Genomic DNA, 26,484 nt, shown 5'->3' with positions numbered 1-26,484 from the left:
AACGGGGACTGTTCGTCGACGAACAGTCCCCGTTCTCGCGCTCACCACACCTACGAGGCGGGGATCCCGTCGTTGCGCAGCGGCACCGGCTGCGGCTCGACCTCGGTCACCTTCCCGCTCCCGACGGCGTAGGTCGCGCCGACGTAGTCCTGCACGCCGTCGGCCACGGTCGTGATGCCGACGCCGTCGAACGCGGAGTGGTCCTCCGGACCGAACATGAGCGGCAGGATGCCGTTGCCCTCGAGCCCGCCCGACTCGACGGCCTCGACCAGGCCCTCGCGCGTGGGCTCCTCGCCCGCGCGGGCCAGCGCCTCGGCGAACAGGTAGCCGACGCTCATGCCGTACACGGTGTTGCCGTCGAACCGCGCGCCGTCGTTGTACTCGTCGTTGATCTGCCGGAACAGCTCGACCCACTCGCCGTCCGGGCCGAAGGGCAGGTAGTTCGCGCTGACGAAGCCCTGCAGCAGGGCGGGCGCCACGTCCTCGCCCAGCAGCTCGACGAGCGTGGGGTAGTCGCCGCCCGACGACGACGCCAGCCAGCGCGGGCTCCAGCCCATCTTCGCGGCCGTGCCGACCGCGAGCGCCGTGAAGCCGTTGACCGTCGCGAGCAGGACGCTCTCGCACCCGGCGGCTTGCAGGGCACCCATCTGCGCGGTGACGTCCTGGTTCGACGTCGAGTACGTCTCGTGGGCGGTGACGCCGTCCGCGCCGAGGGCGAGCTCCACACCCTCGAGGAACTCCTCGCCGAAGTCGTCGTCCTGCCCGAAGACGCAGACCTTGCTGCCGGCGTGCTCGTCGGCGGTGTACTGCGCCAGCGCGGCACCCTCGACCACGTAGTCGGCGTTGAAGCCGAACGTGTTCGGGTGCCCCTCGGGGTCGTCCCACAGGGTGCTGCCGGAGGCGACGAAGAGGTCGGGCACGTCGTTCTGGTCGAGGTAGTCGAGCACGGACGCGTGCGTCGGCGTGCCGAGCCCGCCGAGCAGGGCGAACACCTGGTCCTCCTGCACGAGCTCGCGGACCACGGTCTGGGTGTTCGCGGGGTTGTAGCCGTCGTCCTTGACCACGTACTCGATCGAGCGGCCGTGGACGCCGCCGTGGTCGTTGACGTACTCGAAGTAGGCCTTCGTGGCCGCCGAGATCGACGCGTACCCGGCGGCGGCCGGGCCCGTCAGCGGCTGGTGCGTGCCGACCGTGACGGTGTCGTCGCTGATGCCGGGGGCCGCGGCGGCCGGCGTGCTGCAGCCGGCGAGGGCCAGGCACGCGACGACGGACGCCGCGGCGACGCCGGCGGTGGTACCGGCGGTGGCGGTGCGGGGATTCCGCATGGGGGTCACCTCTCTGTGGGTTGTGGCAGGGTCGCGGGCGCATCGGTGCGGCCGCGACGTCGCGAGGGGAGGACGTGGGGTCGGCGGCGGGCCGCGGCGCGGGCGAGGCCGCCCGGCCAGGCCAGCGTCACGACGATCAGCAGGGCGCCGAAGACCAGCACGGCGAGGTTGCCGGACAGTCGCTGCTCGAGGTCCGCGGGGACGCCCACGGCGCCGGTGACGGTGTCGACGAGCCACGGCAGCAGCACGACCAGCGCCGCGCCGGCGGCCGCACCGCCGAGGCTGCCGAGCCCGCCCACGACCGCGGCCACGACGAGCAGCAGCGAGAACGCGAGGTCGTAGCGACCGGGGCCGACCGACTGCGTGACGAGGCACAGGACGGCGCCGCCGAGCCCGGCGGCGAGCGAGCTCGCGACGAACGCGCCCACCTTGACGCGCGCGGGCGACACCCCGGAGAGCCTGGCCGCGGTCTCGTCGCCGTGCACCGCCCGCATGCGCAGGCCCGCGTGGCCGGAGCGCAGCACGGCCAGCGGCGTGACGGCGAGCGCGGCCACGACGATCGCCACCCAGGCGTGCCACTGCTCCACGACGACGAGGCGGGACAGCGCGTCGGGCACGCCCTCGAACGGGACCGCCAGGCCCTGGTCGCCGCCGAGCGCCGGCACCTGCGCCGTGAGGGCGGGCAGCGCGACGACCATGGCGAGCGTCAGCCCGGCCAGATAGGGCCCGCGCAGGCGCGCGCCGGCCAGGCCGAGCAGCCCGCCCACCGCGCCCGACGCGAGCAGCGCGCCGACCAGCCCCAGGACGACGCGCGCCGCGCCGGCCGTGCCGTCGCCGTCGAGACCGGCACCGGCGACCGCGTTCACAGTGAGGGCGTAGCCGTAGCCGCCCGCCGCCATGAGCACGGCGTGCCCGAGGGAGAGCTGGCCGGTGAGTCCCACGAGGAGCGTGAGGCCCGCCGTCGCGCAGAAGGTCGCGGCGACGACGGCGAGCTGGTAGTTGCGGTACGGGTCGAGCAGGAACGTGGCGGCGACCGCCAGCAGGGTCAGCACGGCCGCACGCACCAGGATCCGCTGGGTGCGGGTGAGTCTCCGGGGAGCCTCAGGGGCGGGGCGCGGGACGGTGCGGCGTGCGTCGCGCACGGCGGCCTCCTCGGTCTCGGCGGGTCTCGTGGCGGTCATGCGGCACGCACCTGGGCGGCCGCGAAGATCCCGCCGGGCCGCACCAGCAGCACCAGCGTGAGCAGGGCGAGGACGGCGAGCGGGGCGACGCCGGCGCCGAGGTACCCGGTGACGAGGCTGACGAGCACCCCCACCAGGACCCCGCCGACCAGGGCCCCGGTCGGCGAGTCGAGCCCGCCCAGGACGGCGACGGTGAACGCGTGCACGAAGAGCAGGTCGGCGGAGTGGGCGTTGAGGCCGAGCTCGGTGGGCACGAGCAGCAGGGCCGCGAGCGCCGCGACGGCGCCCGACAGCGCCCAGCCGAGGGTGACCATGCGCGGCACGCGCACGCCCAGCAGCCGGGAGACCTCGGGCGCCGCTGCCGACGCCCGCAGCTGCAGGCCCAGCGACGTGCCGTTGAACAGCCACGCCAGCAGCCCGACCACCGCCAGCGCCACGGTCAGCACGAACAGGTCGTACGGCGAGAGCAGGGGGACGCCGCCCACGACGAACGGGCGCTCGTCGAACGGCGCGGCCATCGGCCGGTGCCGGGGGCCGAAGGCGATCCCGAGCGCCGACTGCAGCACCATGACGAGCCCGATCGCGACGATCATCCCGGGCAGCGGGCTGCCCTGCGGCACGCGCCGCATCAGGCCGCGCTCCACCGCCGCGTTCAGCGCGGCCCCGGCGAGGAGCGCGGCGGCCAGCCCCGCCCAGAAGGACCCCGTCGCGCCGGTGACGGCGAACGCGGCGAAGACGGCGACGGTGGCGACGGCGGCCTGGGCGAAGTTCACGAGGCGGGCGGCGCGCCAGACGATCACGAGGGACAGCGCGAAGAGCGCGACGACGAGCCCCCGGGCGAGCCCGGTGGCGAGGAGGAAGACGAGTCGGTCCATGGGGAGCCTCTCTCGGGGACGCAGGTCGGGTGCCGGTCGGTGCCGGTCGGTGCCGGTCAGAAGCCCAGGTAGGCGTGGCGGAGGGCGGGGTCCCCGGCGAGCTCGGCGGCAGGGGCCTCGGCCACCACCGCCCCGAGGCTGAGCACGACGCCGCGGTCGGCGATCGACAGGGCGCTCGTGACGTTCTGCTCGGCGAGCAGCACCGTCAGGCCGGTCTCCCGCGCCGTGGCGCGCAGCACGCCCATGAGCTGCGCGACGACGCGCGGCGCGAGGCCGAGCGACGGCTCGTCCAGGAGCAGCACGCGCGGCCGGGCGAGCAGGGCGCGGCCGAGCGCCAGCATCTGACGCTCGCCCCCGGAGAGCTGGTGCCCGAGGCTCGCCCGGCGGCGCGCGAGCGGCTCGAACAGGTCGTAGGTGCGGGCGACCGCGGCGCGGCGTGCGGCACGCCCCGGGTGGCACCACAGGGCGCCGAGGTGGAGGTTCTCGTCCACGGTCAGCTCGGTCACGACGCTGCGCCCCTCGGGGACCTGGGCCAGCCCGCGGCGGGCGCGGTCCTCGACGCTCAGGGCGGTGAGGTCGGCGCCGTCGAGCAGGACCCGCCCCGCCCGCGGCGCCGTGAGGCCCGAGAGCGACCGCAGCAGGGTCGTCTTGCCGGCGCCGTTCGCCCCGAGCAGGGCGACGACCTCGCCCGGGGCGACGGCGAGCGCGAGGCCGTCCAGCACGGGCGCGCCGGCATAGCCCACGGTCAGGCCCTCGACGGCCAGGGCGGCGGTCACGCGGCCTCCAGCCCGAGGTAGGCCGCCTCGACGGCAGGGTCGGCGCGCACCTCGTCGGGCGTCCCGCTCGCGACGACTCGCCCGAAGTCGAGCACGACCACCCGGTCGGCCACGGCCATGACGAAGTCGACGTGGTGCTCGACCAGGAGCACCGCACAGCCGTCCGCCACGACGTCGCGCACGACGTCGGCGAGGGCGTCCACGTCGTCCGCCCCGAGGCCGCCGGCGGGCTCGTCGAGCAGCAGGAGGCGCGGGCGCGCCACGAGCGCGCGGGCGAGCGCCACCCGTTTGCGCACGGGGTAGGGCAGGGCGTCGACCGGGGTGCCGGCGGCACCGGTGAGGTCGAGCCGGGCGAGCGCGGCCGACGCGGCGTCGGCGGCGTCGGCGGCTCCGGCCACCGGTACCAGGACGTTCTCGAGCACCGTGAGCCCCGCGAAGAGGCCGAGGCCCTGGAGCGTGCGTGCGAGCCCGCGCTCGAGCAGCCGGGACGGGGACGCGGGCGCGGGGCGCCCGTCGAGGCGGATGTCACCCGCGGAGGGCCGCACCAGGCCGCACACCGCGTTGAAGACGGTGGTCTTGCCCGCGCCGTTCGGACCGATCAGGGCGACGGTCTCGGCGCCCTGACCGGCCTCCCCGTCGGCACGGGCGGACGGGTCGCCCACCGTGAGGTCGACGCCGTCGAGGGCGGTCAGGCCGCCGAAGGTCACGGTGAGGCCGGACACCTCCAGGCGCGGGTGGGCCGCGGGGGTGGTGGGTGCGGGGCCGGGAGCTCCCGGGCTGGGATCGGACGCGGGGATACGGCGGGACATCGGCACCTCTTCGTGTCGGGTGGTGCCACGCTAGCCGATAAACCGACTGGCCGGTATGCCTCGTCGAGACATTCTTCAGAATGTTGCAAGGCCGTGACGTCCGACGCCCGGGACGGGCGCCAGGACGCTCAGACGCCCGCGGTGAGCCCCCCGTCCACGACGAGCTCCGTGCCCGTGAGATACGCCGACGCGTCGCTCGCGAGGAACACCACGGCGCCCGCGACGTCGTCCGGCACGGCCGCACGGCCGATCGGGATCGGCACCGCGTCCGTGTCGATGCGCGTGGTCATCTCCGTGCGCACGAGGCCCGGGTGCACGGAGTTCACCCGGATCCCGTCGCGCCCCAGCTCGACCGCGAGCGACTTGGTCAGCCCGCGCACGCCGAACTTGGAGGCCACGTACCCGTGCAGCCGCTCCCCGCCCCGCAGCCCCTCGACCGACGACACGTTGACGACCGACCCGCCGCCGGCCGCCTTCATCACCGGGACGACCGTGCGGCAACCCAGGAACGTCCCGGTGAGGTTCACTGCGATCACGGCGTCCCACTTGGCCGTGGAGTAGTGCTCGATGGGGGCGGAGTTGGCGATGCCGGCGTTGTTCACCAGCACGTCCACGCCCCCGAACGCCTCGACCGTGGCCGCGACCGCCTCCGCCCAGCCCGCCTCGTCCGTCACGTCGAGGCGGACGTACCGCGCCCGGTCGCCGAGGCCGGTCGCGAGGGCCGCGCCCTCGTCGTCGAGCACGTCCGCGACGACCACGGCGGCGCCCGCCGCGTGCAGGGCGCGGACGTACGCCGCACCGAGGCCGCGGGCGCCGCCCGTGACGAGCGCGACCCGCCCCTCGAGCGGGCGGTCGGGGGCGGTCGGGACGGCACGAGCGGACATGGGGTTCCTCCGGGTCGGGTGCGAGGGAGAGCGGCCTTCCGGCCCGCGATCCGTGGCGGCATCCGGTCGGTTGCCGCGACGGGTCGCGTGCTGGAAGGCCTCGGGGTGGGGGTTCCGTCAGTCGGCGACGCGGACGACGAGACGGCCGGTCGTGGTGCCGCCGGCGAGGCGTTGCACGGCGGCGGGGGCGTCCTCGAAGGGCACGACGTCGGCGACGACGGGCCGCACGGCGCCCTCGGCTGCGAGGCGCGCGAGGGCGTCGTGCGCCGCGTCGACCAGCTCGGGGCGGCGCTGCTGGTAGAGCGCCCAGTGCAGGCCGAGCACGTCGTAGTTCTTCACGAGGGCGTGGTTGGCGCGCACCCGGGGGACGTCCCCGCTCGCGAAGCCGACGACGACGATCCGCCCCTCGAAGGCGATGCACCGCGTCGACTGCTCGAACGCCGTGCCCCCGACCGGGTCGACGACCACGTCGGCGCCCGCGCCACCGGTGAGCTCCTTGACCTGGGCGGCCAGGTCGGCGCCGCGCACGAGGACGTGGTGCGCGCCGGCGGCCGTCGCGACGGCCGCCTTCGCCGGGCTGCCCACGACGGCGATCACCCGGGCCCCCGCCGCGATCCCGAGCTGCACCGCCGCGGTCCCGACACCGCCGGCCGCGGCGTGCACCAGCAGGCGCTCCCCCGGCCGGATCCGGGCCTTGCGGTGCAGCGCGAACCACGCCGTCTGGTAGGCGATCGTCAGCGCGGCCGCCTCGGCGTCGCCCAGCCCCTCGGGTGCCGGGCGCACCGCGGCGGCGGGCAGCACCGCCAGCTCGGACAGCACACCGATGGCGGAGCCCACGACCCGCACGCCCGGCGCCAGGCCGCGGTCGCCGGCCGCGACCCCCTCGCCGAGCGCCACGACGTCGCCGCACAGCTCGATGCCGGGCACGAACGGCGGCTCGGGCCGGACCTGGTACTCGCCGCGGGCCAGCAGGACGTCGGGGAAGTTCACCGCCACGGCGCGCACCCGGACGAGCACCTCCCCCTCCCCCGGCACGGGCGCGGGCACCTCGTCGAGCCGCAGCACCTCCGTGGGCTCGCCGGGGCCGGTCACCCGCCAGGCGCGCATCGTCGGCGCCGCCTCGCGGAGCCCTGGTCCGGCGGCCTTCGTGCGGGAGCGGGCGGGGGTCGTGCCGGGCAGCGTCGTCATCGTCGCTCTCGTCTCGTCGGTGTCGTGCCCGCCCGGTCGTCGGCGCCGCGGCAGGCGTGGTCAGGCCGCGGGGGTCCGGATCCCACGCAGGAAGAGCTCGGTGAGCTGGTGGGCCACCTCGGACTTGGTCTCGGGGCCCTCGGGCGAGTACCAGTGCGACAGGTAGTGCACGTCGCTGAAGAAGTGCGCCACCAGCAGCGGCCGCGGCACGTCGGTGCGGAAGACGCCCTCGTCCTGGCCGCGGCGCAGGAGCCTCGCGAACTCGTCGTGGTACTCGCGCCGCCGCTGCGTGACCTCCTTGAGCCGCGGCTCGGTGAGCATGTGCATGCTGCGGAAGAAGACGGTGCCCTCCGGGAGGAAGTCGATCGACGTCTCGACGACGTCGACGCACACGGCCCGGACGACGTCCTCGACCGGCCCGCCCGCGGCGACGATCTCGTCGAGGTGGGCCTTCTGCAGCGCCAGCATGCGGTCGTAGACGGCGAACAGCAGGTCGTCCTTGGACTGGAAGTAGTGGTACATGGCGCCCTTGGTGACGCCCGCGGCCTCGACGATCTGCTGCACGCTGGTGGTGGCGTACCCCTGCGTGGCGAACAGGTCCAGGGCGGCCGCGGTGACCCGGTCGGCGACGTTCGTGCTCTTCATGCCCCCATCCTTCACCCGACGGGCGCGATGCTCGCGCCGCCGTCGATCCGGAGCGTCTGGCCGGTCACCCACGCCGCGTCGTCCGAGAGCAGGAAGGCGACCGGGCCGGCGACGTCGTCGGGCTCGCCGAGCCGCGCGAGGGGGTAGCGCTCGACCACGCGCTCCTCGTGCCCCTCGTAGAGCGCGCGGGAGAACCGCGTCCTCACGACGGCCGGCGCGACGGCGTTGACCCGGATCGCGGGCGCCAGCTCCTGGGCGAGCTGCTGCGTGAGGTTGATGAGGGCGGCCTTGGACGCGCCGTAGAAGGCGATGTTCGGGCTGGACGACGTCCCGGAGATCGACGCGACGTTCACGACCGACCGGATCGGCCCGCCGGCGACGGCGTCGCGGGTCCACTCGAGCGCGGACACGACGTTGACCTCGAGGATCTTGCGCGCGACGCCCGGGTCCACCTCGAGCGCGGGCCCCCACGCCGGGTTGATGCCCGCGTTGTTGACGAGGTGGTCCAGGCGCCCGTGACGCGCGGCGACGTGGGCGAGGACGGCCCCGCGGTGCTCGGGGTCGTCCACGCGGCCCGCCACCCCCGAGGCGCGCTCGGGCCCGAGGGCCGCGACGGCCTCGTCGAGCGCCTCCTGCTTGCGCCCGGTGACGACGACCGCGCAGCCCTCGTCCACGAGGCGCCGGGCGACGGCCAGCCCGATGCCCCGGCTGCCACCGGTGACCAGCGCGACCCTGCCCGTGAACCTGCCCGTGGACCTGCCCGTGGAGCTGCCCGTGGAGCTGTCGACCGAACCCACCATCGCCTCCTCGCGACCTCCGTCGACGACCGAACGTACCGTCCAGTCGGTTTGCGCGAGCACCGTACCACGGCGCGCCCGCGTTGCGTCCTGGCCAGCACCGCGGGCGGTCGGGCAGCATGACCCCCATGACTGGCCAGGACTTCGATCGACCGCTGCCCCCGGACCCGTACTCGCTGCTCCCCGTCCCCGCGACGTTCACGCTCAAGAGCGCCGACGTCACCGACGGCGAGCCGCTCGCCGTCGACTTCAGCGTCGACGGCGCCGACGAGTCGCCCCACCTCGCGTGGTCGGGCGCGCCGGCCGCGACGCGGTCGTTCGTGGTGAGCTGCTTCGACCCGGACGCCCCCACGCCGTCGGGCTACTGGCACTGGACCGCCGTCGACGTCCCCGCGGACATGACCTCGCTGGAGCGCGGCGCGGGCGCCGTGGGCGGGGCAGCCCTCCCCGCCGGGGCGTTCCACGTGCCGAGCGACGGCGGGCGGCTCGGCTTCGAGGGCGCCGGCCCGCCGCCCGGCGACCACCCGCATCGCTACGTCTTCGCGGTGCACGCGCTCGACGTCCCGTCGCTCGGCCTGTCCGAGGCGAACAGCGCGGTGCACGTCGCGTTCAACGTCTACTTCCACGTCGTCGCGCGCGCCACGCTCACGACGACCTTCCGCCGGTGAGCGGCGCGACGACGCCCGGGTCGCGACCGGGACTCCCGACGCTCGGCGACCTGACGTGGGCGCCCGCGCTCGACCGCCCCGACCTGCTCGCGCCGCCCGTCGCCGACGCGCTGCGCGCCTGGGCCGCGCGGGACGACCGCGTCGACGGGTCGGTCGCCGTCACCGGGATCGACCCCGACCACGCGGACACGGCCACGCTGAACGACCAGCACGGCCTGCCGCCCGAGGCCTCCGCCAACTGCGTCGTCGTCGCGGGCCGGCGCGGCGACGTCGAGCGGGTCGCCGCGTGCGTCGTCACCGCGGCCACGTTCGCCGACGTCAACACGCGCGTGCGCAAGCTGCTCGACGCCCGCAAGGCGTCGTTCCTGCCCATGGACCGCGCGACCAGCGAGTCCGGGATGGAGTACGGCGGCATCACCCCGGTGGGCCTGCCCGCCGGGTGGCGGGTGCTCGTCGACTCCCGTTTCGCCGCGCCGGGTGCGCTCGCGCTCATGGGCTCCGGGGTGCGGCGGTCCAAGCTGCTCATGCCCGGCGAGCTCCTCTGCGCGATGCCGGGCGTCGAGGTCGTCGACGGGCTCGGCGTCTCCCGGTGACCGCCCGCTGACGGCGTCTCAGATGCCGGTGCGTCGGATGCCTCGTTGGTAGGATCGCCAGCTGCCCCGGGCCGCACCGGAACGCCCTCGACCACACTCCTGGAGAGCTCCCTTGTCGCAGCACCGGACGGACGACGCGGCCCTGCCGGACGGCGTCCGGCCGCTGACCGCGGACGATCCCCAGGAGCTCGGCGGGCACCGCCTCCTGGGCCGGATCGGGCGCGGCGGCATGGGCATGGTCTACCTCGCCACGATGCGCAGCGGCCGGCGCCTGGCGATCAAGGTGATCCGCGACGAGTATGCCGAGGACCCCGAGTTCCGCGCCCGGTTCGAGCGCGAGATCACGGCGGCGCTCCGCGTGCGCGGCCCGTTCCTCGCGGCCCTCATCGACGCCGACCTCACGTCGGCGACGCCGTGGCTCGCCACCGAGTACGTCCCCGGCCCGACGCTCGCGCACCGCGTGACGCAGGGCGGCCCGCTGCCGGTGGCCGAGGTCCGCGCGCTCGTGGGCCACGTGGCCGAGGCCCTGTACGCCGTGCACCGCGCCGGTCTGGTGCACCGCGACGTCAAGCCGGACAACGTCCTCCTCGGCCCGGACGGCCCGTGCGTCATCGACCTCGGCATCGCCCAGACGGCCGACGCGACGGCGCTCACGCGCGCGGGGTCGCCGCTCGGCACCCCCGTCTTCATGGCGCCCGAGCAGGCCCGCGGCGAGGACGTCTCCCCCGCGACCGACGTGTGGGCGCTCGGCGGGGTGGCCCTCTTCGCCGCCACGGGGCGCCGCCCGTTCGGTCAGGGGCGGCCGGACCTCATGTACTACCGGGTCGTCCACGAGGACCCGCAGCTGGAGGGGTGCCCGGAGGAGCTCCTGCCGTTCGTCCGGGCCTGCCTCGACAAGGACCCCGACCGACGGCCCCGCGTGCGCGAGATCCTCGACGCCCAGCCCGACCTGCCCGGGCCGGCCGCGCCGCCGACGTCGGCCGCGGCGGCCGCCGACCAGGGGACCGTCGCCCCCGCCGCACCGCCCGCGCTCCCCGGGCCCGCCGAGACCGCGGCGCCTGCGGCGCCTGCGGTGCCCCCCGTGCCGGCCGTGCCTGCCGTGGCCGACGTCCCCCTCGCGGCACCGGCTCCGGTCGTCGACGAGTGGTCCAGCACGGCGGACACGTTCGTCCCCGGCGGAGCCGCCCCGCAGCCGCCGGAGGAGCCCCCGGCCGCCCCGCCCGCCCGCCGCCGCGGCCTCGTCCTCGCCGTCGTCGCCGCCGTCGTGCTGGCCGGGGCCGCCACCGGGGCCGCCCTGCTCCTGCGGGACGACGTGGTGTCGCCGCCCGAGTCCCCCCGCGCGACGGCGTCCGAGGCCGCGATCGACACCTGCCTCGTCGGGCGGTGGACGCAGACGTCCATGAGCGACACCTGGGAGCAGCCCGAGCTCGGGGAGCCCGTCGACGTCACCGGGTGGGACGGGCGCGTGCTCGAGTTCCGCGCGGACGGCACGGAGATCGCCCGGTTCGACGACGCAGACCCGCTGCGCGGCACCCACTCGACCCTGGGCGAGATCGTCCAGACCTGGAGCGGCACCGCGACGTTCCACGTCACGACGACGGACGGCGTCCTGCACGTCGAGGACGTGGACTACTCCGACGTCACCGTCAAGGACGAGGTGGCCGGGACGGCGCAGAGCAGCCGGCCCGTGTCCGTGCCGGGCGCCGACGTCGACTACGAGTGCGACGACGCCACCATGACGCAGCACGGGGGCACCTACGAGGCGTCGTTCGACCGCCTGGGCTGAGGCGCCTCCCAGCTCGCGGTCGCCGTCAGGCGGGGACGAGGAGCGCCACCGCGACGCCCGCGACGAGCGCGGGGCCGTACGCGAGGTGGGCCTTGCGTCCCGCCCCGCGCGCCAGGAGCGCCACCGCCATGAGCGCCGCCACCACGCAGGTGGCGACCAGGGCCGTCACCACGCCCGACACGCCGAGCGGGCCGACGACCAAGCCGGTGACGACCGCGAGCTTGACGTCCCCCAGCCCCATGCTGAAGAACGCCATCACCGCGAACAGGATCCCGAGCACGAGCGCGCCGCCGAGCGCCCGGCCGAGGACCCCCCAGTCGCCGGCGACCGCGGCGGGCACGGCGACCGCGAGCGCGACCGCCGGCCCCCACACGCGGGTCACGGCGTCCGGGACGCGGTGCACGTCCAGGTCGATCCACACGAGCACGGCCCCGCCGACCAGGTACACCCCGGCAGCGGCCGTGAGCGGCCACGGCTCGAACCCCGCGACCGCGCCGCCCGCGGCCGCCATCGGCACCACCGCCCACGTGCGCTCGAGACGGGAGCGCGGCTCGTCGGTGTCGTACCGGTACGTCCCCGTCCGCAGCCACCGCCACAGCGCGACGCCGGCGAGCAGCCCGACGGCCGCCCCCACGAGGACCCCGGCCGGTGCGACCAGGGGCACGTCCGTCGGGGCGCTCAGAGCGCGCCGGCCATGAGGCCGTCGAACTCGGAGCCGGGATGCCGGAGCGCTGCGAGGAGCTGCGCCGTCCGCGGCGTCAGGTCGCCGCCGAGCGACTCGGTCGCGGTCAGCAGGCCCTGCACCGCGGCGGTCTCGGTCGCCGCGTCACGGCTCTCGTGGGCGGCGAGCACCCGCAGGCGCCACAGCGCCTCGTGCGTGGGCTCCGCACGCAGCCCGACGCCCACCGCCTGCTCGGCGGCGCGCCAACGCCCTTCGAGCACCCGCCGGCGGGCCGCCTCGCAGGCGACGTCCACGACGTGCGCCGAGAGCCGCTGGCGGTCCGGCTCCGCCCAGGCGTACCGGCCGGGCCGAGCACCCGCGAACGGGGCGCCGCGCACCAGCTCCAGCGCCCGCTCCAGGTGCTCGGTCGCCGCGGAGGTCACGTCGTCGCCCACGAGGGCCTCCCACGCCCGGACGTCGGAGCCCACGTCGTGCAGCGTGAGGCGGCCGCCCGACGCATCGCGGGGCAGCCGTTCCCCGCCGTCGGACGCCGGCCCGAGCCACCGTCGCAGCCGCGCGACGGCGGTGGACAGCGCGCCCGCGCGCGCCGCCTCGGCCAGGCCTGGCCAGAGCGCGGCGCCCGCCTCCGCGGCGGTCGCTCCGGGGCGCAGGGCCAGGAAGGCCGCGAGCTCCTGCAGACGCGGCCGCTCCGCCGGGTCGACGGGGCCGTCCGCGCCCTCCAGGGACACGGCGCCGAGCACGCGGATCCGCGGAGACGCCCCGGCCGGCTCGCGCGCCGCGACGTGCGTCACGTCGCCGTCGGTGCCGTCGAGGTCGCCGTCCACCACGACGTCGTCGACCGGGACGATCGCCTCCACCTCGGCGAGCGACGGTTCCCGCACGTGCGTCGGGTCGCCGGCGGGCTCGGCGCTCGCCACCGCGACGAGCTCCCGCAGCGGCGCGAACCGCCCCGCGGCGAGCCGCTGGGGCCGGAGCTCCATGCCGGCGGGCGCGAGCTGCGCCCGCGCCGCCCCCGGCCCGACCTGGAGGCTCCAGCCGGGCTCGCCGCCGATGGCCGACGGCGCGGCCCCGTGCACGATGCTCGCCACAGCGATCCGAGGGCCGTCGTCGACCAGGGCCGCGAGGCGGGCACGCTCGGGCTCGGGCACCGACGCGCCGAGCACGACGACCTCCGGGCTCCAGGTGTCGGGGGCGAGCCCGGCGGCGCGGGCCGCGCCGACGCTCGTCACGCCGGACAGCGCCAGGGCCCGGCGGTCCGCCTCCGCGCGCCGGCTCAGCTCCTGCCGCAGGGCGCCGACGGAGTCGTGCCGGCGGACACGACCGGTGCGCAGCGTCCCCTCCAGCTCGACGAGGGCGTCCGCGAGACGGTCGCCCGGCGCGCCGACGAGGTTGACCTGCAGGTCGTCGGCCCAGGCGGAGGTGGCCAGCTCGACGACGAGCGCCGCCACGACCTCGCCGGCGTCCTGCCCAGCTCCCGTCACGGCGAGGGTCCCCACCGTCTCGAGGTTGAGCAGCACGTGGCACGGGCCCTCGTCGTGGCCGAGGGTCACGAGCGCCGGATACGGCGCGGGGACGGTGGCGAGACCGCCGCCGTACGTCTCCTCGAGGCGACGCACGCCCGCGCGGTCGAGGGACCACACCGTGCTCGTCGGGTCCGCCGACCACGGGGCGGCGAGCTCGGCGGGGGCGGCGAGGTAGAGGTCGACCGCCGCCTCGCCGAGCCGGACAGCCCGCAGCACGGGCAGCGGGCGCCGGGCGTCCGCGCACTGGCGGGCCAGGGCCCGCAGGGCGAGGTCGACCCGCGCGACCGACAGCGGGTCGGCGAGCGAGCGCGAGTCCTGCTCGAACGCCGCGGCCTCCCCCGACGGCAGCGGCGTGCGCTGTCCGGGCAGCCGCCGCCGCTGCTGCTCCCGGCGACGGCGCGCGACCAGCGCGACGACGCCGGCGGCGAGCAGCGCGCCCAGGCCCGCCCCGCCCGCGACGCGCCACGGCGCCTGCACGCCCAGGTCCGCGTCCGGCGCGGGAGTGGCCGCCTCCTGCGCCGCGACCGTGGGGGCCGTGTCGGGAGCGGCCTCGGGAGCGGCCTCGGGAGCGGCCTCGTGGACGGCGTCGACGGCGGGCGCGGCGGCCGGCTCGACCGCCTCCACGGCCCGCTCCTCGGCGGCCGACGCCGTCGTGGCGGACTCCCCGGCCCCCGGCACCTGGAGGGTCCAGCCCGGCAGGATCAGGTCGGGGTCGGTCAGGCGCGCGCCCCCCGGCTGCGCGACGTCGCGCGACGCCTCGAAGATCTCCGGGTACCGGTCCGCGTCACCCAGCTCCTGCGCCGCGATCTGCGAGAGGTTGTCGCCTGCCTCGACGACCACCGTCCCGGCCTTCTCGTCCCGCGCCGCATCCGGTGCGCCGTCCTGCGCCTGCGGCGCGGGGACGGTCAGCACCCAGCCGGGCGTGAGGAAGTCGGGGCGGTCGGCGAGCGTGCCGGCGTTGAGCGCGACGATCTCGCGGAACCGCTGACCGTCGCCCAGGTAGTGCTCGGCCAGGGACCACAGCGAGTCGCCGTGCTCGACAGTGTGCTGGACGGTCCGCGCGGCCTCGTCGTGGTGCGCGGCCTGCTCGACCGGTGCCTGCTCGACCGGTGCCTGCTCGGCGGCGACCTGGGCCCGCGCCTCGCGGATGAGGTCGGATGAGATCGGGGCCGCCCCGGCCCCCTGCCCGGCGGACTGCGACGCCAGCGCGGCGTCGAGGGCCAGCTCCCCCACCCCGGCGCTCTGGCCGGGCACGGCCTGCTGCACGGAGACGACCGCGACGACGTCCTGCGGCGCCCCGGCCGAGCCGCCCTCCAGGGCCGTCGCCGTCGTCGCCACGGGCACCGTGGTGAAGAGCAGCAGCGCGGCCGCCACGAGCCCGCGGGCCGCGTTCTGCGGCAGCCGCAGGCCCACGAGCCGCGGGGCGCGCACCCCGCGGAGCTGCGCCACGAGCTCGACGACGATGCTCACCGCGAGGAACGCCCACGCCACCCACGCCGCCGCCTGGAGCAGCAGCATGAGCAGGGAGCCGTCGTCCGGCGACGTGAGCATCGACAGGAGGGTGTCGGGCGAGAGCAGCCCGTCCTCGAGGGGGTTCGCCCCGACCGCCAGGAGCAGGTACGGCACCCCCACGGTGACGCCGACGAGGAGCAGCAGGGCCAGGAGCCCCTTGAGGCGGCGCATCACTGCTCCACCCCCTCGAAGGCCCGGACCACGCGCGCCTCGCCCTCCCCGGACACCCGCATCTCCCGGATCCCGATGATGCCCAGGAACTTGGGCTGATAGAAGTCGGTCGTGCGCACGATCACCCGGTCACCGCCTGGCACCACCTGGACGCTGCCGCTCACCCCGGTGCTGCTGAGGTACTGCTGAGCCGCGGTGTAGGCGGCGCGGGAGTCGATCGAGACCCCCGCCCCGCGCAGCGCGTCCGACGCCACCACCGCCTGACCGCCCGCCCGCGCCGCCTGCTGCGCGACGTCGCGCGCGTGCTGCTGGGCGAGCACCTGGCCCGAGAGGTCGACGGCCATCCCGACGACGACGATCATGACGAACGCGCCGAGCGCGAGCCAGATGGAGACCGAGCCACGCTCGGCGGCGCGGCTCGTGCGTCGCGCGCGGAGGCGCCGGGGGACGGTCCTGGCGGGCATGCTTCAGCGCTCCCGGTAGGTGTCGATCGGGCTGTCCATGGTCTTGGCGATCCGGATCGTCCCCGGGAGGCCGGGGACGGCGAGGTCGCCGACGCCGACGTCGCAGGTCACGGTCGCCGAGACGCTCGAGGCGACGCCGACGGCGTTCCCGAAGCCGTTCGTGTTCACCGCGACCTGCGGGGCGCAGTTCAGCCCCTTCTCGTCGAGGCTGCGCCGCGCGGCCGCGACGGCGCCGGCCTCCGCCTCCGCCTGGGTCCGCGCGATCGACGCGGACCGGGCGGCCTCGGTGGCGGCCGCCTCGACGGACTGCCCGGCGAGCGCCACGCGGCCGCCCGCGAACACCAGGCCCATGATCAGCAGGAAGGCGGGGACGCCGACCGCGGCCTCGATGGCCGCGGACCCGCGCTCGCCGTCCTGCATCCGGCGGCGCAGGGCGCGCGCCAGCCGCCTCATCCGGTGAGCCTCTCGACGGGCAGGCTCGCGGACTGCGAGATCTCCGGGTTCCACAGGGGGACGATCGACTGGGCGCTCACGCGCACGGTGACCGTCACCTCGGTGGGCTCCGGCCGGACGGTGATCCCCCTGCCCGTCAGTCCGCCGCCGACGTCCGCCAGGTAGTCCGACGCCGCCGCCTCGCCCGCGCCCGCGGTGCCGTTCTCCGCCGCCGCCGCGCGCACGCCCTCCTGCGCGGCCGCGTACGCGACCGTGCGGGCCTGGTACCACAGCCCCGCCTGGATCCCCGCGAACATCAGGGTGAACAGGGCAGGCAGGAGGAAGACCATCTCGATGGTCGAGGACCCACGCTCGCGCGCCCCGCGGGCACGAGGCCCGCGGGGTCCCTGCACGTGCCTGGGCCGACGGGTCACTTGATCTTGGCCGACTCGCTGGTGACGTAGTTGGTGATGACGCCGACGACGATGGCGACGATCCCGATGACGGCCACGGCCCACAGGACCTTCTCGATGGTCTCCGAGCCGGTCTCGGGCTCGGTGGCGAGCTTGGTGCGGGCGCGGTCGGCGACGTTGACGCCGAAGGTGTGCAGGGTGGCGATGAGCTGGAGCATGGGTGTTCCTATCCGGGGAGGGAGGTGGTCGAGAGCACGTCGACGAGAGGGCGTCAGATGCCTCCCATCACGTTGAGGAGCGCCGGGGTCACGAGGATCACCATGAATACCACGCCCAGCAGCGACATGGGCATGTTGATCCGCTCGCTCACGGCGTTCGCCTTGCCGCGCTCCGCGTTGAGCATGGCCGCCCGCATGGCGGCGGACCGGGCACGCAGGTTGTCGTACACCTGCGAGCCCTCGCCGCTCATCCGCATCACGTCGGCCAGGTCGTCCAGCTCGGGCAGGCCGAGCTCGTCCGCCAGGTTCTGCAGGGCGTCCCACGGGGCGACGCCGTTCCAGCGGGAGCGCTGGAGCTCCTCGCCGATGCGGCGGAACACCCACGAGTCGCCGATCTCGGCGGCGCTCTCCATCGACTGCCGGGAGCCGGCGCCGGAGAGCCGCTCGAGCGCGACCAGGTCGATGTAGGCGCTCAGGGCGCGCGCGAAGTCCGTGCGGGCGTGCTTCGCCTCGGTCCGCACGTCGATGTCCGGCGACACGAACAGCACGACGCCGAGCCCGAGCGACGCGACGGCCGGGATCGTGAACGGCAGGGCGGGCCCGCCCGCGACGGCCAGCATGAGCGTCAGCACGGGCGGGATGACGAGGCCGACGACGCCGTACAGCACCTTCTTGCCGTAGTAGCGGTGCACCGGGATGCGCAGGAGCGCGAGCTCCTTGGTCGGCGTCCTGCCCCAGGCCGCGGCGGGGAACCGCTTGATCGCCCACACGCCGACGCGCTCGTAGCGGTCGCCCGCCACGAGGTCCGTCTGCAGGGTGGCGCGTTCCTTCGCCGCCTCCTGCGAATAGCGGCGCACGACGTCGGTGACGTCCGGGCGGCTCGGGGCCAGGCGCCAGACGAGCAGCCCGATGCCGAGGCCCACCAGCGCGCCGCCCAGCAGCGCGATCTGCAGCCCGGTGGTCATGACCGCGCCCCCTCACGGGCGCGCTCGCCCATGAACCGCGGCAGCGCCTCGCCCTTGGACATCCGCCGCATCATGACGAGCAGGCCGACGTACGCGGCGAGGTAGGCCGTGATGAGGACCTGCCCCAGCGGCGAGGAGTACGGGGCGATGTAGTCGCCCGTGAAGGCCAGCACGAGGAGCACGCCGGCGGTGATGATGGTGACCCAGCGCGCGGTGGCGCGGGGCTTGGCACGCTCCGCCTCGATCTCGCGGCGCGCGCGCACGTCGTCGGCCACCGACTGCGCCAACGACTCCAGCACGGACGCCAGACCGGCGCCGCGGCGGCCCGCGCCGAGGATGAGGGTGGCCGCCACGACGTCGCCCGTCGCGTCGTCGAGCTCGTCGCCGAACGCCCGCACCGCCGCGACGGTGCCCCAGCGGGCGCGCAGGCGGGCCACGAGGTTGGTCACCTCGGGCCGGATCTCCTCGGGCGCCGACCGCAGCGACATGCGGATGGCCTCCTCGAGGCCGACGCCCACGGTGAGCACGCCGGCCAGGCTGCGGGTCCACTCCTCGAGCGCCTCGAGCCGGCGGATGGTCTGGCCCGAGCTGCCGGCGCTGAGCAGCACCGGCAGCCCGATGCCGGCGACCGGGCCGAGCACGACGGCCACGATCCACCCCGTGATCGCGTAGACCACGATGCCGCCGACCAGGCCCGCCGCCGCGAGGATCTTCGTCTGCCGGTCCACCGCGGCGAGCCTGCCGGCCAGGCGTTGACGGCGCGGCGCGGCGTCGTCGACCGGCACGCGACGCACGCCCACCACGACGCCGATCACACCGGCGACGAGGAGCGCGCCGCCGAGGGCGGGCAGCAGGGCCGTCATCGCAGGCCACCCTGCTGGGCGCCCTCGACCAGGTAGGACGTGAGGTCGAAGCCGAATCGCTCGAGGTCGCGCAGCTCCTCCGGCATCGTGCCCGGGACGGCGGGCCCGCCCTGCGGGTTCGGCGTGAAGACGTGCGTCGTCGCGTACCCGACCGCCTCCTCGCCCGGGGCGATGTGCACGATCTCCGACACCCACCGGTCGCGCTGCCAGCGGGTCCCGGTCGCGTCGAGGGGGCGGGTCTGCAGCCCGACCTGGACGACGAGGTCGACGGTCTCGGCGAGCTTCGACGTCGCCAGCTCGCGTGTGACGTGCGGGCCGGCCTCCATGGCACAGGTGACGAGCTTGCGGATCGCGCCCGAGCCGTTCGCGGCGTGGGTCGTGGAGATGGAGCCGGCGCCCGACTCCATCGCCTTGATCATCGCCCAGACCTCCTTGCCGCGGACCTCACCGACGATCTGCCGCGACAGGTTGAACCGGAACGAGTTGTAGATGGCCTCGTCGAGCGTGAACTCGCCCGCCTGCCGCCCGTCGGCGCCGATCTCGCCGGAGCCGGGGCGTGCCTCCCAGGCATGGACCACGTCGTGCACCTCGGGCAGCTCGTGCAGGTGGAGCTCGAACTCGGTCTCGAAGGTGCCGATCTGCTCGTACCGCGGGATCTCCGCGCACAGCGCGCGCACGATCGTCGTCTTGCCGGCGCCCTGCGGCCCCGCGACGACGATCGACTTCTTCGCCCGGACGGCGGCACGCAGGAACGACGCCTGCACGGCCGACATCATCCCGAGCTCCACCAGCCGGTCGAGCCCGACCTTGCGCATCCGGTGCCGGCGGATCACGACCGACGTGTTCGCCGTGACCCACGACGCGGCCGCCAGACGGGAGCCGTCGTCGAGCCGCATGTGCAGGTGCGGGCTGGCCGGGGAGAAGCTGCGCGCGTTGGAGTCGGAGCGGGTCGCGATGAACGCGAGGTTCTCGCGCAGCTCCTGGTCGGAGTCCGCGACGGGCTCGACCTTCACGAGCTCGCCGGTGGTCTTCTCGACCCAGGCGTTGTCGTGCGGGCTGATGATGATGTTCTCGACGTCGTCCGCGTCGACCAGCGGCTGCAGCCGCCCGAGCCCGAACAGCGAGTCGTGGATCGCCTTGGCGAGCACGCGCTGGTGCTCGATGCTCCACGCCGCCCGCCCGTCGTGCAGGAGGTCCGCGGCGGCGTCGTCCAGGATCTCCTGGATGATCGCGCGCCCGAGCTCCCGCTCGGCCTCGAGGTCCTTGCCGCGGTCCTCGCCGAGCCGCTCGGCCAGCCGCGTCGAGGCCAGCCCGCGGAACTCCGCGACCTGCTTCCAGTCGACGCCCCTGGGCTGGGCGAGGAAGTCCGCCCGCCCGGTCGCACGGGTCGCGTCGTGGGCCGTCCCCTGGGTCGGCGTCTGGGGCGGCATCTGGGGCGGCATCTGGGGCGGCACGGTGCCGTTCGCCGGCATCGCACGCTGGGGTGCGACGGGGGCGGGGTGCCCGCCGGCCGGCCACGAGGACGGGACCGGTGCGGGCGGGGCGACGGGCACGGTCGGCGGGTGCGGCACGACGGGGGCGGCGGCGGGCCCGCGAGGGGTGGTCGACTCGTCGATCGGCCCGGCCAGCGCGTGCGCGGGGCGGCGCACCACGGTCTGCTCCGGGTCGTCCGACGTCGGGTACGCGGTGAAGATCGGCAGCGAGCTGGGGTCCGGCGGCGGCGTGCTCACAGGGCGCTCCTCTCCGCGCCGAGGTCGAGCTGCTGGCGCGACCGGGTCACGCGCGAGCCGATGCTCTGCACGGCGGCGCGCACGGACTTGTTGAGGCCGGAGGTCGAGAACTTCTTGGGGCGCTTGGCCCCCAGCGAGTACACCTCGGCCGAGGCCGGGTCCCAGTCGAGGCCCGCGACGACCGGCACCTGCAGCACCTTGGCGACCTCTCCGCTGCCGTACGGCCTGCCGGGCCCGACGACGAGCGCGCCCAGGCTCTCGATCGCGCCGACGCCGGTGAACGCGTCGCGCAGGCTGTGCGCCCACGAGCTCGCGGCGACGAGGGCGGGCAACGAGCTGTGCGTCGTGAGCAGGGCCAGGTCCGCATGCGTGAGCAGCTTGGTCGGGGAGCCGACGAGGCCGAGGCGGCCGGCGTCGACGATCACGTCCTGGCCGTTGCTCTCCAGCGACCTGAAGACCGCCGACAGCGGCTCCCAGAGCTCGTCGAGCGCGCGCGACTGGAGGTGGTTCATGGCCCCGGCGAGGTACTGCACCTGGCTGTCGGGGAAGCTCATCAGCGCCCGCGGCAGGTCCTCGGCGAGGGTGCCCTGCCGATGCGAGACCGCCAGGTCCACGACGGTCGCGTCGGTGGGCATCTGGGCGCCGCCGAAGTAGCCGGCGGGCACGGCGCGCGCGCCGGTGGGGTCGGCGTCCACGAGGACGACGGGGCGGGGCCAGGACAGCGCCAGCGCCAGCGCGCTGGTGGTCACCCCGGGCGACCCGTTGGCGGACGTCAGGACGATCAGTGCCATGGGCCCGTCACTCCTGGCTGTCGACGACGATCGCGGCGCTGCCCTCGGCGGACGCCGACGCGACCTGCGGCGCGTCGTCCGCGGAGACCTGCACGTTGACCAGCGTGTTGCCGGTGACGGTGTCGGTCGTGACGCCGACGACGACGCCCTCGACGGCCGCGGGCTCCGCGGCGTCGCCGCCGCCCGCGGTGGTGGACACGATCCGTACGTCGTCGCCCGACCGCACCTGGCCGGCGGGCAGCATGGCGGCCGTGACGCTCACGCCCACCACCGAGTTCCCCGCGGACGGCACGGCCGCGTCGGTCACCTGCTCCGCGGTGACGACGCCCCCGGCGACGATGTCGAGCGCCGCGTACTTGCCCACGACGGCCTCGGCGCTGCTCGCCGGCACCGCCTGCAGCGCGGGGTCCAGCCCGATCCGCACGGTGACGAGGTCGTCGGCGTCGATGACCTGCCCGCGGTGGATCGTCTCGCGGACGGTGAGCACCTCCTGGCTGTTCGACATGGACTGGAAGGCGAACGCGCTCACGAGGGCGCCCACGCACACGAGCACGACGGAGAGCGCGATGAGCGCGGGGCGCCGACGCATCTTCGGCGGAGGCGCGATCTGACCCGCCGGTGCGCCGGACGGGTCCGCGCTCCCTTGGCTGCGCGCCCGGGTGTTCTCCGGCACAGGCGTCGTCGTCGTCATGTCGTGAGGGCCTCTCGGTGCGGGTCAGAGCACGGCGTGCTCGACGGCGGCGTCGTCTCGCCACCGTGAGGAGTTCGGTGAGGTCGTCAGGCTCGGCCAGAGCATGCCAGCCGGATCGCACCCTCTAGATACCACGCCACCGCGATTGACCCAGCACATCGTCCGCCTCGCGAGACAAGACAGTACGTCTCGCGGACTGAGAATTTCGCGCTTATCGGACATCCCGCCGAAACGCGGCCGGCAGGTGCCGGATCAGCACTCCGCGCGGCCGCGGCGCCAGTAGCCCATGAAGGCGACGGCCTTGCGGTCGACGCCCTTCTCGGAGACGAGGTAGCGGCGCAGCGTCTTGATCGATCCGGCCTCGCCGGCGAGCCACGCGTAGAGCACCGTGTCCTGCGCGAGCGGCTGGCCGGTCGCGTCGACGGGCACCTCCCAGAGGATGTCCGCGTCGATGTCGACGTCGGGCAGCTCGCCGTCCAGGTCGACGCCCGCGGCGGTCAGTGCCGGGCCGTCGGCCTCCGCGGCCAGCAGCTCGGGAGCGGCCGGCGCGTCCGCCGACGGGCGCACGCCCATGGCGAGCAGCCGGTCCGCGGCCTCCTTCACTGCGGGAACGAGCACGTCGCCGTGCTCCCGGTCCTCGCGCGGCAGCCACGAGATCCGCACGCCGGCGGGCGCGGCCAGGGTCCAGCGGTCCTCGCGGTGCGGCACCTCGAGGAAGACCTCGCCGACGGCGTCCGCCGGCAGGGACTCGCAGATCGCGGCGATCGCCGGGACGGCGGTCTCGTCGCCGGCGAGGAGCAGGGCGTGGCTGCGGGCGGGCGGGTTGAACTCGAGCCCGCCGTGCGGCCCGTCCGTGTACGCGGCGTTGGGGCCCATGATGACGAGCGGGGCGCCCGGCTTCGCGCCGTTGGCCCAGCGGGACGCGGGCCCGGTGTCACCGTGCAGCACGATGTCGACGTCGACCTCGCGCAGGTCCTGCCGGACCGCGCGCACGGTGTAGGTGCGCAGCGGGTTGCGACGCTCCTCGGGCAGCGCGCGCCACGACGTGAACCAGTCCGGGTTCTGCCGGTCGAGGTACTCCCAGCCGCCGCAGGGCGCGGGGAGCAGGAACTTGATCCGCTGGTCCTTGCCGTTGTCGGCGAACCCGTCGAGGTCCTCGCCGGTGAACGTGATGCGGATGAACGACGGGCAGAGCCGGGTGACGCGCGAGACGGTGACGTCGAACATGCGGTACGGCTGCTCGGGGACGACGTCCTGCACGGCGGTCTGGTCGGCGCGCTCGGTCGCCTCGGCGGTCTCGGTCACGGTGGTAAGCCTAACCTCACCTCGCCCGGGATCCGCAACCCCGGGTGACCGTCGTCACACGGCCGCGTCCGACGCTACGTCGCCGCCTCCACCGCGCCGGACGCACGCACGACGACGACCGGGCAGGCGGACGTCCGCACCAGGGTGTGCGTCGCGGAACCGAGCAGCAGCGACGCGAAGCCGCCGCGCCCCCGAGTGCCCAGCAGCAGCCGCTCGGCACCCTCCGCCTCGCGGTGCAGCACGCGCACCACCTGCCCCTCGCGCGTCTCGCCGAGCACCTCGAGCGCACCCTCGGACGCGCCGCGCTCCCGCAGCCGCTCCTCGACCCGGGCCAGGCCGCGCTGCAGCACCGGCCCGGCGTCGGCCTCGGTGATGTCGTGGGCCTCGTGCTCGGTGGGGCCGCGCGACGTCACCCACTCCGCCACCCCGGGCCGCCACACCACGACGACGCGGAGCGCGCGCCCCAGCCGCCACGCGGTGTCGACGGCGGCGTCGAGGGCCACGCCGGACTGCTCGGAGCCGTCGTAGCCGACGACGACGGGGGCGTCCGGCGGCAGGTCGGCCCGCGGGCCCTCGGCGGGCACGACCACCACGGGGCAGTGGGCGTGCGCCGTCACCTGCAGCACGACGGTGCCCCGGATCGCCTCGTACAGGCCGCCGTGCCGGGTGGCGCCCAGCACGAGGGCCCCGGCGTCGGCCGACATGCCCACGAGCGCCGCGGACGGGGAGGCGTACTCCACGAAGGTCTCGACGGTCGCGCCGGGGGCGATGTCGCGGGCCCGGGCGGCCGCCTCCTCGACGACGGGCCACGCCCCGCCGTCCCCCCGCTCCCCCAGGTCGTCGCCGTGCGGGCGCGCGGCCACCCCCGTGTCGTGGGCGTCGCGCACGTAGACGACGCGCAGGACGGCGCCGCGCGTGCGCGCCTCCCGCGCCGCCCAGGCGAGGGCGACGTCGGCAGGCTCCGACGCGTCGTAACCGATCACCACCGGGGCGGCACCGTGCTCGTCCACCCCGCCATCGTCCCTCGCCGCGGCCCCGCTCGAAAGCGTGGGTCCGCTCGACAGCGTGGGTCCGCTCGAGGGACCGTCAGGCCGTCGCGCGTCCCCGCGAGCGCCAGAGCAGGTAGACGAAGTACGGCGCCCCCAGCAGCGCCGTCCCGAGACCCGCGGGGATCTGCCCCGGCGCGATGACGATGCGGCCGAGCGTGTCCGCCGCGGACACCAGCACGGCCCCGACGAGGATCGCCACCGGCAGCACCCGCGCGTGCCGGGCGCCGACCAGCGCGCGGGCCGCGTGCGGGGCGACGAGCCCGACGAAGCCGATGACGCCCACGGCGCACACGGCGGCGGCCGTGGTCAGCGCGGCGGCCCCGAGCAGCACCAGCCGCGAGCGGTCCACGGGGAGGCCGAGGACGCGCGGGGTGTCCTCGTCGAGCGACAGCACGTCGAGCTCGCGGCGGTAGGTCGCGGCGAGCGGCACCATGACGAGCAGCGCGAGGGCGACGGGAAGGAGCTGTTCCAGGCTGCGCCCGTACGTCGAGCCCGACAGCCACGTGAGCGCGAGGTTGACGTCCCACGGCGCGATGACGAGGACGACGAGAGTGATGAGCGCCGTCGTGCCCGCCTGCGCGCCGATACCGACGAGCACCAGACGCTCGGAGCCCAGCCCGCCGCGCGACGACAGCAGGTACACGAGGGCGAACACGCCGAGCGCGCACGCGCCCGCCGCCGCGGACATCTGCCAGATGCCGACCCCGGGCACGAGCAGGATCATCAGCACGGCGCCGAGGCCCGCGCCCGACGTCACGCCGAGCAGGCTCGGCTCGGCGAGCGGGTTGCGGCACACGGCCTGCACGATCGTGCCCGCGAGCGCCAGCGCCGCTCCCGCCAGCACGGCGGCGAGCACGCGCGGCACGCGCTGGTCGAGCACGAAGCTCACCTGCCGCCCGGCCACCCCCTGCACCCAGTTCGACACGTCGCCCAGCAGCACGACCCGGTCGCCGAGGAGCAGGCCGGCGACCACGGCCACCACGAGGGCGACGCCGAGCAGCACCAGGACCGCGACCACCCGCGCGCGCGAACGGGGCCGGCCGAGGGCACCCCGGGCGCCGCGCGCCCCGGCACCCGAGTCGCGCAGGCGCCGCGCCATCCACACGAGGATGCCGGCACCGAGCACGCTGGTCACGACGCCGGTCGGCACCACGACCGACGCCTGACCGGGCAGGATCGCGCGCAGCAGCACGTCCGCGCCGAGCACCACGACGACGCCCACGAGGGCGGCGAACGGCAGGAGCAGCACGTGCCGGCCGAGGCCGGGCACCTTGCGCCCCACGAGCCGGGCGATGACGGGAGCCGCGAGGCCCACGAAGCCGATGGGTCCGGCCACGGTGACAGCGATCGCGGCGAGCAGCACGGCGGCCAGGACGGCGAGCACGCGCGTGCGGCGCACGTCGATGCCGAGCACGCGTGCGGCGTCGTCCCCCAGGCCCAGGAGGTCGAGCCGGCGGGCCAGCAGCAAGGCGGCGGCGACGCCGACCAGGACGACGGGGGCCGCCATGCTCACCGTGCGCGTGCCGGACTGCACGATGCTGCCGCTGCCCCACGCGAACAGGCCGGTGGTCTCCTGCTCGAAGAGCACGAGCAGCACCATCGTCAGGGAGTGCAGCGCGAGCATGATGGCCGAGCCCGCCAGCACCAGGCGGGTGGGCCCGTCGGCCCCGCCGCGCGCGAGGGCGAGCACGAGCGCCGCGGCGGCCAGGCCGCCGACGAACGCGAGCCCGCCCTGCAGGTAGAACGGGACGGACAGGCCGAGGGCGGCCGCCGCGACGACCGTGACGTACGCGCCCGCGTTGACCGCCAGCGTGTCGGGGGACGCGAGCGGGTTGCGCGCCACGGACTGCAGCACCGCACCGGCCACGCCGAGCGCGACGCCGACGAGCAGCCCCGCCAGGAGGCGTGGCAGCCGGGACGAGACGAGCACGGCGACCGTGCCGTCGGCGTCGGACCCGACGAGGGCGCGCAGCACGTCGGGCACCCCGACGTCCGCCGTGCCCTGCGTGAGGTGCACCGCGGCCAGGACGAGCACCGCGACGACGGCGAGGACGAACGCCGCCACGACACGGACGGGTGCCGCCCGCCGCCCCGGCGCGGTGGCGGGGGCGGCGGACGGCGGCGAGTCGGTCACGGACACGTGCTGCG

26 protein-coding genes are annotated in these 26,484 nt (G+C 75.8%); 3 read left to right on the top strand and 23 right to left on the bottom strand.

The features are described from left to right. Positions 1 to 50: 50 nt before the first annotated feature. The 9 genes from ACFQ80_RS06535 to ACFQ80_RS06495 all read right to left on the bottom strand — a co-directional run bounded on the left by ACFQ80_RS06535 (position 51) and on the right by ACFQ80_RS06495 (position 8,480). Positions 51 to 1,325, bottom strand: a complete 1,275-nt coding sequence (locus ACFQ80_RS06535) for an ABC transporter substrate-binding protein (protein ID WP_430563037.1) — start codon at positions 1,323 to 1,325, stop codon at positions 51 to 53. Between the two features lie 5 nt (positions 1,326 to 1,330). Then, entirely contained in the window at positions 1,331 to 2,506 is a 1,176-nt protein-coding gene (locus ACFQ80_RS06530; RefSeq protein WP_430563036.1) for a branched-chain amino acid ABC transporter permease, read from the bottom strand. Further along, entirely contained in the window at positions 2,503 to 3,381 is an 879-nt protein-coding gene (locus ACFQ80_RS06525) for a branched-chain amino acid ABC transporter permease (RefSeq protein ID WP_430563035.1), read from the bottom strand. The genes ACFQ80_RS06530 and ACFQ80_RS06525 overlap by 4 nt, the downstream gene beginning before the upstream one ends. Before the next feature lie 56 nt (positions 3,382 to 3,437). After that, positions 3,438 to 4,157: an ABC transporter ATP-binding protein gene (locus tag ACFQ80_RS06520; protein ID WP_430563034.1), complete on the bottom strand. Its 720-nt coding sequence runs from the start codon at positions 4,155 to 4,157 to the stop codon at positions 3,438 to 3,440. Beyond that, positions 4,154 to 4,966, bottom strand: a complete 813-nt coding sequence (locus tag ACFQ80_RS06515) for an ABC transporter ATP-binding protein (protein WP_430563033.1) — start codon at positions 4,964 to 4,966, stop codon at positions 4,154 to 4,156. Before ACFQ80_RS06515 ends, ACFQ80_RS06520 begins: the two co-directional genes overlap by 4 nt. Positions 4,967 to 5,094: 128 nt before the next feature. Beyond that, entirely contained in the window at positions 5,095 to 5,850 is a 756-nt protein-coding gene (locus ACFQ80_RS06510; protein WP_430563032.1) for a glucose 1-dehydrogenase, read from the bottom strand. A gap of 117 nt (positions 5,851 to 5,967) precedes the next feature. After that, complete coding sequence (locus tag ACFQ80_RS06505; RefSeq protein WP_430563031.1) at positions 5,968 to 7,038, bottom strand: NADPH:quinone oxidoreductase family protein; 1,071 nt, start codon at positions 7,036 to 7,038, stop codon at positions 5,968 to 5,970. Positions 7,039 to 7,098: 60 nt separating this feature from the next. Further along, on the bottom strand, positions 7,099 to 7,683 hold the full coding sequence (locus ACFQ80_RS06500) for a TetR/AcrR family transcriptional regulator (RefSeq protein ID WP_430563030.1): 585 nt from the start codon (positions 7,681 to 7,683) through the stop codon (positions 7,099 to 7,101). Positions 7,684 to 7,694: 11 nt separating this feature from the next. Beyond that, entirely contained in the window at positions 7,695 to 8,480 is a 786-nt protein-coding gene (locus ACFQ80_RS06495; protein ID WP_430563029.1) for an SDR family oxidoreductase, read from the bottom strand. 128 nt (positions 8,481 to 8,608) lie between these two features. On the opposite strand from ACFQ80_RS06495, the gene ACFQ80_RS06490 reads away from it, so the two are divergent. The 3 genes from ACFQ80_RS06490 (at position 8,609) to ACFQ80_RS06480 (ending at position 11,527) form a co-directional block, all read left to right on the top strand. Beyond that, positions 8,609 to 9,148 (top strand): YbhB/YbcL family Raf kinase inhibitor-like protein, encoded by a 540-nt coding sequence (locus ACFQ80_RS06490; protein WP_430563028.1) that lies wholly within the window; start codon positions 8,609 to 8,611, stop codon positions 9,146 to 9,148. After that, complete coding sequence (locus ACFQ80_RS06485) at positions 9,145 to 9,741, top strand: YbaK/EbsC family protein (RefSeq protein ID WP_430563027.1); 597 nt, start codon at positions 9,145 to 9,147, stop codon at positions 9,739 to 9,741. The genes ACFQ80_RS06490 and ACFQ80_RS06485 overlap by 4 nt, the downstream gene beginning before the upstream one ends. Positions 9,742 to 9,853: 112 nt before the next feature. Beyond that, complete coding sequence (locus ACFQ80_RS06480; protein ID WP_430563026.1) at positions 9,854 to 11,527, top strand: protein kinase; 1,674 nt, start codon at positions 9,854 to 9,856, stop codon at positions 11,525 to 11,527. A 25-nt stretch (positions 11,528 to 11,552) separates the two neighbouring features. On the opposite strand, the gene ACFQ80_RS06475 is transcribed toward ACFQ80_RS06480, so the two are convergent. The 14 genes from ACFQ80_RS06475 to ACFQ80_RS06410 form a co-directional block, all read right to left on the bottom strand. Next, positions 11,553 to 12,191, bottom strand: a complete 639-nt coding sequence (locus ACFQ80_RS06475) for a prepilin peptidase (protein WP_430563025.1) — start codon at positions 12,189 to 12,191, stop codon at positions 11,553 to 11,555. 14 nt (positions 12,192 to 12,205) lie between these two features. Then, positions 12,206 to 15,415, bottom strand: a complete 3,210-nt coding sequence (locus ACFQ80_RS06470; RefSeq protein ID WP_430563024.1) for a LysM peptidoglycan-binding domain-containing protein — start codon at positions 15,413 to 15,415, stop codon at positions 12,206 to 12,208. After that, positions 15,415 to 15,879, bottom strand: coding sequence for a TadE/TadG family type IV pilus assembly protein (locus ACFQ80_RS06465; protein ID WP_430563023.1), 465 nt, complete (start codon positions 15,877 to 15,879; stop codon positions 15,415 to 15,417). Before ACFQ80_RS06465 ends, ACFQ80_RS06470 begins: the two co-directional genes overlap by 1 nt. Positions 15,880 to 15,882: 3 nt before the next feature. Beyond that, positions 15,883 to 16,332, bottom strand: a complete 450-nt coding sequence (locus ACFQ80_RS06460) for a TadE/TadG family type IV pilus assembly protein (protein WP_430563022.1) — start codon at positions 16,330 to 16,332, stop codon at positions 15,883 to 15,885. Beyond that, positions 16,329 to 16,724: a TadE/TadG family type IV pilus assembly protein gene (locus tag ACFQ80_RS06455; RefSeq protein WP_430551786.1), complete on the bottom strand. Its 396-nt coding sequence runs from the start codon at positions 16,722 to 16,724 to the stop codon at positions 16,329 to 16,331. The genes ACFQ80_RS06460 and ACFQ80_RS06455 overlap by 4 nt, the downstream gene beginning before the upstream one ends. A gap of 17 nt (positions 16,725 to 16,741) precedes the next feature. Further along, the gene (locus tag ACFQ80_RS06450) at positions 16,742 to 16,942 is read right to left on the bottom strand and encodes a hypothetical protein (RefSeq protein WP_430551785.1); all 201 of its coding nucleotides are present in this window, start codon (positions 16,940 to 16,942) and stop codon (positions 16,742 to 16,744) included. A gap of 53 nt (positions 16,943 to 16,995) precedes the next feature. After that, positions 16,996 to 17,907: a hypothetical protein gene (locus tag ACFQ80_RS06445; RefSeq protein ID WP_430551784.1), complete on the bottom strand. Its 912-nt coding sequence runs from the start codon at positions 17,905 to 17,907 to the stop codon at positions 16,996 to 16,998. Then, positions 17,904 to 18,770, bottom strand: a complete 867-nt coding sequence (locus tag ACFQ80_RS06440) for a type II secretion system F family protein (RefSeq protein WP_430551783.1) — start codon at positions 18,768 to 18,770, stop codon at positions 17,904 to 17,906. The genes ACFQ80_RS06445 and ACFQ80_RS06440 overlap by 4 nt, the downstream gene beginning before the upstream one ends. Beyond that, entirely contained in the window at positions 18,767 to 20,500 is a 1,734-nt protein-coding gene (locus ACFQ80_RS06435) for a CpaF family protein (protein ID WP_430563021.1), read from the bottom strand. The genes ACFQ80_RS06440 and ACFQ80_RS06435 overlap by 4 nt, the downstream gene beginning before the upstream one ends. Then, entirely contained in the window at positions 20,497 to 21,291 is a 795-nt protein-coding gene (locus tag ACFQ80_RS06430; protein ID WP_430563020.1) for a hypothetical protein, read from the bottom strand. Before ACFQ80_RS06430 ends, ACFQ80_RS06435 begins: the two co-directional genes overlap by 4 nt. Positions 21,292 to 21,298: 7 nt before the next feature. Then, entirely contained in the window at positions 21,299 to 21,982 is a 684-nt protein-coding gene (locus tag ACFQ80_RS06425; protein WP_430563019.1) for an SAF domain-containing protein, read from the bottom strand. 252 nt (positions 21,983 to 22,234) lie between these two features. Continuing rightward, entirely contained in the window at positions 22,235 to 23,287 is a 1,053-nt protein-coding gene (locus ACFQ80_RS06420; protein WP_430563018.1) for a siderophore-interacting protein, read from the bottom strand. Positions 23,288 to 23,361: 74 nt separating this feature from the next. Then, entirely contained in the window at positions 23,362 to 24,297 is a 936-nt protein-coding gene (locus ACFQ80_RS06415) for a universal stress protein (protein WP_430563017.1), read from the bottom strand. Between the two features lie 76 nt (positions 24,298 to 24,373). Continuing rightward, positions 24,374 to 26,470: an iron ABC transporter permease gene (locus ACFQ80_RS06410; protein WP_430563016.1), complete on the bottom strand. Its 2,097-nt coding sequence runs from the start codon at positions 26,468 to 26,470 to the stop codon at positions 24,374 to 24,376. Between the last annotated feature and the right edge of the window lie 14 nt (positions 26,471 to 26,484).

Origin of the sequence: Isoptericola sp. NPDC056578, assembly GCF_042793275.1 — a bacterium.
Taxonomy (GTDB): domain Bacteria; phylum Actinomycetota; class Actinomycetes; order Actinomycetales; family Cellulomonadaceae; genus Isoptericola.
Note: the sequence above shows the minus strand (reverse complement) of the source record. Positions and strands in the feature narration are given on the sequence as shown.

Coding starts and splice junctions, on each gene's coding strand:
- ACFQ80_RS06535 (WP_430563037.1), bottom strand. CDS start 1,325: ATGCGGAATCCCCGCACCGCCACCGCCGGTACCACCGCCGGCGTCGCC.
- ACFQ80_RS06530 (WP_430563036.1), bottom strand. CDS start 2,506: ATGACCGCCACGAGACCCGCCGAGACCGAGGAGGCCGCCGTGCGCGAC.
- ACFQ80_RS06525 (WP_430563035.1), bottom strand. CDS start 3,381: ATGGACCGACTCGTCTTCCTCCTCGCCACCGGGCTCGCCCGGGGGCTC.
- ACFQ80_RS06515 (WP_430563033.1), bottom strand. CDS start 4,966: ATGTCCCGCCGTATCCCCGCGTCCGATCCCAGCCCGGGAGCTCCCGGC.
- ACFQ80_RS06510 (WP_430563032.1), bottom strand. CDS start 5,850: ATGTCCGCTCGTGCCGTCCCGACCGCCCCCGACCGCCCGCTCGAGGGG.
- ACFQ80_RS06505 (WP_430563031.1), bottom strand. CDS start 7,038: ATGACGACGCTGCCCGGCACGACCCCCGCCCGCTCCCGCACGAAGGCC.
- ACFQ80_RS06500 (WP_430563030.1), bottom strand. CDS start 7,683: ATGAAGAGCACGAACGTCGCCGACCGGGTCACCGCGGCCGCCCTGGAC.
- ACFQ80_RS06490 (WP_430563028.1), top strand. CDS start 8,609: ATGACTGGCCAGGACTTCGATCGACCGCTGCCCCCGGACCCGTACTCG.
- ACFQ80_RS06470 (WP_430563024.1), bottom strand. CDS start 15,415: ATGCGCCGCCTCAAGGGGCTCCTGGCCCTGCTGCTCCTCGTCGGCGTC.
- ACFQ80_RS06465 (WP_430563023.1), bottom strand. CDS start 15,879: ATGCCCGCCAGGACCGTCCCCCGGCGCCTCCGCGCGCGACGCACGAGC.
- ACFQ80_RS06460 (WP_430563022.1), bottom strand. CDS start 16,332: ATGAGGCGGCTGGCGCGCGCCCTGCGCCGCCGGATGCAGGACGGCGAG.
- ACFQ80_RS06450 (WP_430551785.1), bottom strand. CDS start 16,942: ATGCTCCAGCTCATCGCCACCCTGCACACCTTCGGCGTCAACGTCGCC.
- ACFQ80_RS06445 (WP_430551784.1), bottom strand. CDS start 17,907: ATGACCACCGGGCTGCAGATCGCGCTGCTGGGCGGCGCGCTGGTGGGC.
- ACFQ80_RS06440 (WP_430551783.1), bottom strand. CDS start 18,770: ATGACGGCCCTGCTGCCCGCCCTCGGCGGCGCGCTCCTCGTCGCCGGT.
- ACFQ80_RS06430 (WP_430563020.1), bottom strand. CDS start 21,291: ATGGCACTGATCGTCCTGACGTCCGCCAACGGGTCGCCCGGGGTGACC.
- ACFQ80_RS06425 (WP_430563019.1), bottom strand. CDS start 21,982: ATGACGACGACGACGCCTGTGCCGGAGAACACCCGGGCGCGCAGCCAA.